Here is a 6,348-nt window from a genome sequence, read left to right on the forward strand (position 1 = left end):
CCGCGGGTGCCCGGCCCGTGGCGGCCGCACCCTGGTCCGCGGGCGCCGCGTCCCGGCCCGTGGGGGCCGCGGAGCGCGCGGCGCCCCCGGCGCCGTCGCCGGCGGCGGCCGTACCCCTCCGGGGCGGTGCCCCGGAGGGGTCACTGCGGGCCGGGCGGCGGCGTGCGGGCCAGAAAGGTGTGCAGGACGCCGTGCTGCCAGCCGCCCGCGGGGGAGACGCGTACCCCCGTGAACCCGGCCACGCGCAGCCGGCGGGCGAAGGCCGGGGCGGTGTCGAAGTCCAGCACGCTGCGCCACAGATGGCGGTAGAGCGCCGCACCGCCCGGGCTCAGCGCCCCCGCCGGGACGATCAGGCCGCGGCAGACGGCGTGCCAGACCAGCCGGTGCCGGCGCGCACCGGAGAGCGTGTAGTCCTGCACGGCGAGCAGCCCGCCGGGGGCCAGCAGCTCCCGTACGGCGCTCAGCACCGGCAGCGGGTCGGTGAGGTTGCGCACCAGGTAGGCGGCGAACACCGCGTCGAACGGGCCGTGCACCCCCGCCGCGGCCAGCGCCTCCGCGGTGGCGTGCACGAAGGTCACCCGCGGCGGCCAGCGCTTGGCGGCGGCCCGGTCCAGCATGCCGGCCGAGGCGTCCACGGCGGTGATCCGCGCCCGGGGCGCCGCCCGCAGCAGTGCGGCGGTGGACGCGCCCGTCCCGCAGCCCAGGTCCAGCACCCGCAGGCCGGCGCCGCCGTGCGGCAGCGCGAGCGCCCCGGCGGCGCGGAGGAGCTGCCGGTGGTAACCGGGGTTGGCGGCCACCAGGGGGTCGTAGGCGGCCGCCGCCGCGTCGAAGGCCGCGGCCAGTTCGCCGTCCCGCAACCGGCTCATGGGCGGCCGTCCCTTCCTCGCCGGCTCGCCGCGGCCCCCCACGGGCGCGGCGCGGGTGTGGCCCGCCGCGGGGCCGTCCCCACCGTCACGTCTACCCCGGCCGTGCGCCGGACCCGTACGCCCGGTCGGCTGAGCCGTCCGCGGCGGGCCCGGCCCGGCCGGCACCTTCCGGAGGAGCGGATGCACCACCGCAGGACCACGGCACCGGCCCCCGGCCCGGGACCCGCCCCCGCGACGGCCCCGGCGCCCGTCGCGGCCGCCCCGCCCGGGGCCGGCGCCGGGATCATCGTGGTCGGCGCCGGGGCCGCCGGGCTGGCGCTGACCCACGAGCTGACCAGGACGTCCGGCGACGCGCCCGGCGTGCTGCTGATCGACCCGCCGCCCGGTCCGGACACCAGCCCGGACCGCACCTGGTGCTTCTGGGGCGACCCCGGCGGCGCGGCGGGCGACCCGGCCGTCCCGGTCGCCGCCCGCTGGCCGCGGCTGCTGGTGCGGGGCCGGGACGGCCGTGCGGTGGCCGGCGACTGTGTGCCGCCGTACCGGATGATCCGTTCCGGGGACTACCTCCGCGCGCTCGGCGCGGAGCTCGCCGCCCGCCCGGGGGTGCGACGGCTCACCGGCACCGTCACCGGCGTCCGGGACGGCCCCCGGGGCGCGGAGGTGCACGGCGCGGACGCCGCCGGGCGGCCGTTCCGGCACCGGGCGCGCTGGGTCTTCGACTCCCGCCCGCCACGCCGTCTGCCGCCCGCCCGCACCACCCTGTGGCAGCACTTCCGGGGATGGTTCGTCCGCACCGAGCGGGACGCCTTCGACCCGGACACCGCCGAGCTGATGGACCTGCGCACCCCGCAGCCCGCACGCGGGCTCTCCTTCGTCTACGTGCTGCCCTTCGACCGCCGTACCGCGCTGCTGGAGTACACCGAGTTCTCGGCCGCCGTACGGGACGCGGACGGCTACCGGGAGGCGCTCGAGCACTACACCCGCCGGGTGCGCCCGCTCGGCCCCTTCACCGTCACCCGTACCGAGCAGGGCGCCATCCCGATGACCGACGGCGCCTTCCCCCGGCGCGCCGGCCGGTCCGTGCTGCGGATCGGTGCCGCGGGCGGCGCCACCCGGCCCAGCACCGGCTACACCTTCGCCGCCGTACAGCGTCAGTGCGCCGCGGTCGCCGCCGCACACCGTGCGGGCCGCGTCCCGCTGCCGCCCCGGCCGTACGCCCGGCGTCACCGGGTCATGGACGCCGCCTGGCTGCGCGCCCTGGCCACCGGCCGGCTGGACGGTGCCGCGTTCCTCGAGGACCTCTTCCGGCGGCATCCCCTGGAGCGGGTGCTGCGCTTCCTCGACGGCCGCTCCGGGCCCGCCGACGACCTGGCGATCGGCCTGCGTGCCCCGGTGCCGCCGCTGCTGCGCTCGCTCGCCGAGCTGCCGCTGCTGCCCCGCCGCGCCCCCGCACCGCCGCCCGGGGCGCGGCCGTACGGGCCGGCGTACGCCGAGGAGACGGTGTGAGGACGGGCGGGGGCGCCCGTACGCGACTCGCCCGGGACCGCCGCGCGGTGTACCGGCCCGCCCCCGGTGGTACCGCCCGCCCGTCCCGGCCGGTACGGGCCGTGGTGCTCGGCGGCGGTATCGCCGGGCTGGCCGCCGCCACCGGGCTGGCCGAGCGCGGGGTGCGGGTCGACCTGGTGGAGCAGCACCCGGTGCTGGGCGGCCGGGTGTCCGGCTGGCCCACCCGGCTCGCGGACGGCACGGAGGTCACCATGAGCCGTGGCTTCCACGCCTTCTTCCGGCAGTACTACAACCTGCGGAACCTGCTGCGGCGCGCCGATCCGTCCCTGTCCATGCTGGTGCCGCTGCCCGACTACCCGCTCCAGCACAGCGGCGGCGCCCGGGACGGCTTCGCCCGGGTGCCCCGCACGCCGCCCTGGAACGTGCTCGGCTTCACCGCGCTCAGCCCCACCTTCACCTGGTCCGGGCTGCGCGGGATGCGCCCCCGGGCGGCGCTGCCGCTGCTCGACGTGCGGTCCGCCACCGTGCACCGCGACCTCGGCCACCTCAGCGCCGCCGGGTTCCTGGACGCGGTGCGCTTCCCGGCACCCGCCCGGCACCTCGCCTTCGAGGTCTTCTCCCGCAGCTTCTTCGCAGACCCGCGGGAGCTGTCGGCCGCCGAGCTGGTGCTGATGTTCCACATCTACTTCCTCGGCTCCGCCGAGGGGCTCCGCTTCGACGTGCCGTCCGAGCCGTACCCCGCCGCGCTCTGGGAGCCGCTCGCCCGCCACCTGACCCGGCTCGGCGTACGCCTCCGCACCGCGACCCGCGCCGAGCGGCTGACCCCGCGCGCCGGGGGCTTCGCCCTCACCGCCGCCGCCCCCGGGGAGCCGGAGCGGGAGGAGCAGTACGACGCGGCCGTGCTCGCCCTGGACGGCCCCGGGCTCCGGCGGCTCGTCGCCGCCTCGCCCGGACTGGGCGACGACGGCTGGCGCGCCCGGGTCGCCCGGCTCCGCGACGCCCCGCCCTTCCTGGTCTCCCGCTACTGGCTGGACCGCCCGGTCGCCGCCTCCCGGCCGGGCTTCCTGGGCACCAGCGGCTACGGCCCGCTGGACAACGTCAGCGTCCTGGAGCGGTGGGAGGGGGAAGCCGCCCGGTGGGCGGCGCGCACCGGCGGCAGCGTCGTCGAGCTGCACGCCTACGCCGTCGACCCCGGGGCCGACCGGGACGAGGTGCGGCGGCGCACCCTGCGGGCGCTGCACCGGGTCTACCCCGAGACCGCCGGGGCGCGGATCGTGGACAGCCGCCATGAGTGGCGGCAGGACTGCCCGCTGCCGGCCGTCGGCAGCCACCACGACCGGCCCGGTGTCCGCACCCGCCACCCGCGCCTGGTGGTGGCCGGGGACCACGTCCGTACGGACCTTCCGGTGGCCCTGATGGAGCGTGCGGCCACCACCGGCCTCCAGGCGGCCAACGCCCTGCTCGGCGTGTACGGGGTGCGTGGCCACGGGCTGCTGACCGTACCGCTGCGGGGGCGCAGCGCCCCGCTCCGGTTGCTCGCCGCCACGGCCGGCGGTGCGGGCGGCGAGGCGGCTACGGAGGCGGCTTCGCGGCCGGGGGCGTGAAGGGTTGCGGCCGGTCGACGGGCGGTGGGTGGTTGCGGTCACTGCGTGGCGGGCTACGGGGGGAGGGGTGCCTTGCTGGGGCGCGCTCATGCTGCGGGTGGCGGGTGGCGGGTGGCCTGGTCGGCTGGGGTTCACCCCTCGGTGACGGGGTGGGGCGGTGGGGCGGTCGGTAGCCGGTGACGGGGGCGCCCTGGCTGGCTGCTGCCGCGCGGTGCCTGAGCTTTCGTCTTCTCGCTCCGCTCGTTCCCCGTGCGTGGCCCTGCGGGGTCCGGCTGCGGGCTGTTCCGGAGTGGGGGTGCGCCCCCGGCCAGCCCATGGGGCTGGCCGGGGCTCGCGGGGGCTGGCCGGGCGCTCGCGCTGCCGCCCGGTGGGGGCCCGGAGCCCGGCGCTCGGCCGCCAGGCCGGTGATGTCCGGCGTTCGGCTTCCGGCTTACGGGGTCCGGGCTTCCGGTGCTCGGCCTGCGGGCCGCCCCATGGCCTGGCGGGCCGGGCCTGCCCCGCGGCGGCCCCGGGCACAAGGCGTAAGGGACCGCAGGGGCACCACCCCTGACGGTTTCGGATTGTGGGCTTTTCGTGGACCAGTACAAGATCGCAATAGGCGCCACCCACTGAGGCCCCTTACGCCGGACCCGCAGCAGGGCAGTCCTGCCCGAGCAAGCCGGGCATACGGGTCATTCCATGAGTGGATCTCGTACTGGTCCACGCTTTTGGCAAAAATCGGCCCGAATCCGTCAAAAGCGTGGACCAGTACATGATCACGGTGCGGGCGGGGTTCCGGCGCCCCCGATCGGCCGCCCGGGAGCTGCCCGCACCCCCGCCGGGCCCGACCCGGTCCCTCGGGTCTCCGGCGCGACCCGGCCATCGGCGCACCCCCGCTCCGGAACGGCCCGCAGCCGGACCCCGCAGGGCCACGCACGGGGAACGAGCGGAGCGAGAAGACGAAACCGGAACCACCGCGCGGCAGCAGCCCGCCAGGGCGCCCCCGTCACCGGCTACCGACCGCCCCGCCGCCCGCGTAACCGAGGGGTGAACCCCAGCCGACCAGGCCACCCGCCACCAGCATCCTGAACGAGCCCGGCACCCACCACCCCTCCCCCGTAGCCCGCCAATCAGTGACGGCAACCACCCACCGCCCCGTCAGCCGCCCACGCGCCGCGACCGGGACGCAGCTCGTGCGGACCCCGGCTCGCCGTGGCGCTCCGCACGGTCGCCCACGCCGGCCGGCGCCCGCTCGGCGCCGTCAGGGGCGGGCCGGAGCCTCGTGCGGGTCGGGGGCGGCCGCCGACCAGGCGGCCGCCAGCGCCTCGGCGGTCTCCTCCGGCTGCTCCGCGTTGGGGGAGTGCTCCGCGCCGGCGATCACCGTGCGCCGGGCGCCGGTGCGCCGGGCCAGGTCGTCCATCAGCGCCGGCGGCCAGGCGTAGTCCCGTTCGCCGGAGAGGACGTGCAGCGGCAGCGGCAGGGTGGCCAGCTCCGCTGTGCGGTCCGGCTCGGCGATGAGCTGCCGCCCGGTGGCGACGAGCTGCTCCGGCACGTTGGCCAGCCACCGCCGGTGCAGGAAGTCCGCGACCTCCGGCGGCGTCGCCTCGTCCGCCGCCTCCGGGGGGTCCAGCTCCCGCATCGCCTGCCAGATCGAGTCCATGTCCATCACCGGCAGCGCGCCCAGCAGCATCTTCAGCCGCCCCTGCTGGGCGGTGCTCACCGGGCCGGGACCGCTGCTCATCAGGGTGAGCGAGGCGAAGGCCGCCGGGGTGTGGAGGGCGGCCGCCCGGGCGACCAGCCCGCCCAGCGAGTGCCCGAGCAGATGCGGTGGGCCGCAGTCCAGCGCCCCGGCCTGCGCCAGCACGTCCGCGGCCAGCTCGTGCTGCGCGTACGCCGTCTCGTCACGCGGCCCGCCCGTCTCGTACTGGCCGCGCCCGTCGACCGCGACGACCCGGAAACCGCGCCGGGCCAGCGGCTCCAGCAGCCCGAGGAAGTCCTCCTTGCTGCCCGTGAAGCCCGGCACCAGCAGCGCCGTGCCCCGCTCTCCGGCGCCCGTGTCGTGCACGGCGAACTCGCCCCGGCGGGTGGCCAGCCGGTACGCGCGGGCGCCGGCCGGCAGCTCGAGAATCGGCGGTCTGCTCATGCACCGGACGCTACCGCCCGGTCGCCGTACGGGCGAGGCCCGGCACCCCTCGGGGCACCGGGCCTCGCCCGTACGGATCTGCGACGTCGCCGGCCCGGCGACGTCCGGGTGCGGTCGCCTCAGTCCTCCGAAGCGGCCGGACGGGAGGAGCGGGTGCGGCGGCGCCGCCGGGGACGGCTCGCGCCGGCCTCCGCCGTCGCGCCGCCCTCGCCGCGCGGTGCCGGGCCCGCCTCGGCCGTGGCGGCCTGCG

General features: G+C 78.4%; 4 protein-coding genes. 2 read left to right on the forward strand and 2 right to left on the reverse strand.

Annotation, left to right across the window (positions count from 1 at the left end):
• Window positions 1-140: 140 nt before the first annotated feature.
• Window positions 141-866, reverse strand: a complete 726-nt coding sequence (locus HOY81_RS26420) for a trans-aconitate 2-methyltransferase (protein WP_237323232.1) — start codon at window positions 864-866, stop codon at window positions 141-143.
• Window positions 867-1,046: 180 nt separating this feature from the next.
• On the opposite strand from HOY81_RS26420, the gene HOY81_RS26425 reads away from it, so the two are divergent.
• Complete coding sequence (locus HOY81_RS26425) at window positions 1,047-2,372, forward strand: lycopene cyclase family protein (RefSeq protein ID WP_237323233.1); 1,326 nt, start codon at window positions 1,047-1,049, stop codon at window positions 2,370-2,372.
• Window positions 2,369-3,976: an FAD-dependent oxidoreductase gene (locus HOY81_RS26430; protein ID WP_237323234.1), complete on the forward strand. Its 1,608-nt coding sequence runs from the start codon at window positions 2,369-2,371 to the stop codon at window positions 3,974-3,976. The genes HOY81_RS26425 and HOY81_RS26430 overlap by 4 nt, the downstream gene beginning before the upstream one ends.
• 1,240 nt (window positions 3,977-5,216) lie before the next feature.
• Here the strand turns inward: HOY81_RS26430 and HOY81_RS26435 are convergent.
• On the reverse strand, window positions 5,217-6,098 hold the full coding sequence (locus HOY81_RS26435; protein WP_237323235.1) for an alpha/beta fold hydrolase: 882 nt from the start codon (window positions 6,096-6,098) through the stop codon (window positions 5,217-5,219).
• Window positions 6,099-6,348: the final 250 nt, after the last annotated feature.

The organism is Streptomyces sp. JJ36 (genome assembly GCF_021696945.1).
In the GTDB taxonomy this organism is placed as follows: domain Bacteria; phylum Actinomycetota; class Actinomycetes; order Streptomycetales; family Streptomycetaceae; genus Streptomyces.

What these genes read in the sequence shown, in the direction of transcription:
- HOY81_RS26420 (WP_237323232.1), bottom strand. Translation starts at nt 866, where the DNA reads ATGAGCCGGTTGCGGGACGGCGAACTGGCCGCGGCCTTCGACGCGGCG.
- HOY81_RS26435 (WP_237323235.1), bottom strand. Translation starts at nt 6,098, where the DNA reads ATGAGCAGACCGCCGATTCTCGAGCTGCCGGCCGGCGCCCGCGCGTAC.
- HOY81_RS26425 (WP_237323233.1), top strand. Translation starts at nt 1,047, where the DNA reads ATGCACCACCGCAGGACCACGGCACCGGCCCCCGGCCCGGGACCCGCC.